Here is a 2773-nt window from a genome sequence, read left to right on the forward strand (position 1 = left end):
GTTCAGAATACACTAAACGAATGGCAGAAAAAGGGTTTAAAAATGTAATAGGTTTAGATTTAGCCTATGACTACACCAAACCTGTAGAGACAGATTCTACCACAGGAGAAAAACTGGTTCCCATCTTGGAAAGCGAACGATACCGTATGAATGGTGAAGCATTCCAAAGAATTCCCTCCAGTTGGGGTGTGGCTTTAGCAGAGCCAGGAAAGTTTACTGATGAAGCATTGGGTAAAAATGGTGAACCGAGGGTAATTATTGCTATGACTTTCGGTAAAGCCCTAAAGCATTCCAATCTTGATGCTATTCCATACAATTCCACTGTGCTTCTATCAGAAAATTGGGCAATTCCTCCTGGAGATGAAGGATTGGAAATCATGAAAGCTCTCAAAGACAGGGGTATTATGGCATTGCAAGGTCAAGCAATAACTCCCGGTGGAGCAGGAAATTCTAAAGTGGAAATATTTTTCAGAGCCACAGAAAATGGAGGCATCACCAAGGCAATGGAAAATGAACAGACACCTACTTATCATAAACGTCTAGGACATGAAATTGTGTACAGACAAGTAAAGCAAGGTGCCAGTGATTTGCTGACTTTGGCGAAGGAAAGGGATATCACCACAATAGAAGCTCTAGCTGAATATACTAACCTACCTGTACTGGCACGAAACTTTGTATTGCAAAAGTTTCTCTAATAACTAGCTAAATTTGTAGGGATTCAGGTATCTCAACTCCAGCCAAAAAAGAGATTTCAGAATTACTGAAATTTAATAGATCGAAAATTTTGGCCAGTTGAGAAGGAAAGAATTAGGAGTTCAGTCAATGCTTTGAATAACTCCGAGAGCGATCGCAAGCGATCACTCTCGGAGAATTTGTTAGAGTTAGGTGAGTGCTTTTTTACTCAAATTAAATATAAAAATATGACTTTTAGCTATGTTTATTGAGATTAGTAAGGAAAATCGCGCTAAAGCACTGGTTTTTGGTGCCATTTTAATAAAACTTATTTTGTGGGGATCCGCATTTCCTGCCATTCGGGTTTCCCTGGCTGGATACAGTCCTGCCGGAGTCGGTTTTCTAAGATATCTAGTCGCATCTCTGGTTCTGCTTGTGTATGCCCTAATCAGCCGAATGCCAATGCCCGAACTAGAAGATTTGCCGCTAATTTCCTTTTGTGGTTTTATCGGTATCGCGCTTTACAATTTCATGCTCAATACAGGTGAGCTTACTGTTACGGCTGGTGTCTCAAGCTTTATTAACTCGACGCAAGTAGGCGTTATCGCAATTTTGGCAGTACTATTCTTAAACGAACAACTTAAAAAAATAGGTTGGATTGGTATTGCGTTGTGTATTGTGGGTGTTGGTATTATGTCCTTCACTGAAGGCGATATGTCCTTCACTGAAGGCGATGTTGTTCACCTATCGATAGGAGTATTATTCGTTTTTATTTCGACCGTCTCAACCAGCTTGTATTCAGTGCTACAAAAACCACTGCTACAGAAATACACTGTAATTCAATTTATAACCTATGCAATTTGGGCAGGAGCAATCTGTTTATTCTTCTTGGCACCTCGTGCCGTGTTGTCAGTTACTAATGCACCGTTGAATTCAACTTTAGCAATCGTTTATCTGGCTCTATTCCCAGGTATTTTGGCTTACGTTGCATGGTCTTATGTATTGTCTAAGCTTCCAGCCTCACAAGCAGGCAGTTATTTAGCTTTGATTCCTGTAGCCGCGACGTTTATTGCTTGGTTGTGGTTACACGAAGTCCCCACAGCATTATCCTTACTTGGCGGTGCGATAGTCTTCTGTGGTATTACGCTTATTAATCGAAGTAAGCAAGTTTCAGATTAAGTAAATGCTCACCGCAATCGGCATATACTTTAAACGGTCATAATCTGAGGTTTGTCAAAAACCTGAAACCTCAGTAAGAAATCTAACTCTTGTTTATACTTGACATGTGCCGACTCAATACTCCCCTAGAGTTCGCTGAATCCCACCCAGTTGAAAACGCAAGTTGTTGCCGTGCAAAGTATCGTATAGAAAAGTTTAGGCGATCATTCGACATTATGTGCGCCTAATATCCTCTATAGCAGTCCTAAATGATTCGTAAAAAGAACTCTGGCTTAATTAAGCGTTTATTCCCTATATTTTTTTTTGAAAAACATCATACTTAGGAAGTTTATTAAACTCAAAAACGTAAGTATTTAGCCGTGAGCCTTGGGCAAAGGCCACGGTACGCGAATGGCTCACGCTTCGCGAACAGCTGTCAACCTAACGCTAATCAACGGGAAGTAGTAAACAACCTTACGGGCTGGTAAAGCTAGTTGAAAATTCCTGATCGTTTTACTCATCCGACCCGGTTCAGTTAAAGCGCATGATAGCTAATAGCTAATAGCTGATAGCTTACACTCAATCTTCCTAGAAGATTAGTATTTATAATATTTTTAAAGAAGCCATAGGAGTCAAGTCGCTTTGCTCGAATTCAAAATTAAAAATTATTAATTCAAAATGACAATCAGTGGGGGCTTCCGCCACTGATTGAAGACCAAAACTCGCGCTTACCTTTGGTCACGCTGCTTAACGCGCTCCAATTCAAAATTAAAAAATTGCCAAATTAAGGCCGTAGGCCACGCTGCGCGAACTGATTTTATTTATTTTGAAGTTTGAATTTTGAATTTTGAATTACCACTAGGAGTGAATAATCTATGAGCTTGTTTGCCACCGACCGTGTACTTGTACCCATTGATTTTTCTGAAACCTCCTTTGAGGCTTT

At 40.1% G+C, this 2773-nt stretch carries 2 protein-coding genes; both read left to right on the top strand.

What is annotated here, in order from left to right; genetic code table 11:
- Window positions 1–695 (top strand): hypothetical protein (locus F6K49_RS39770; protein ID WP_293106194.1); only part of this gene is annotated, 695 nt, incomplete at its 5' end.
- A gap of 238 nt (window positions 696–933) precedes the next feature.
- The gene (locus F6K49_RS39775) at window positions 934–1851 is read left to right on the top strand and encodes a DMT family transporter (RefSeq protein ID WP_293106197.1); all 918 of its coding nucleotides are present in this window, start codon (window positions 934–936) and stop codon (window positions 1849–1851) included.
- Window positions 1852–2773: the final 922 nt, after the last annotated feature.

The sequence above is a fragment of the Moorena sp. SIO3I6 genome (assembly GCF_010672095.1).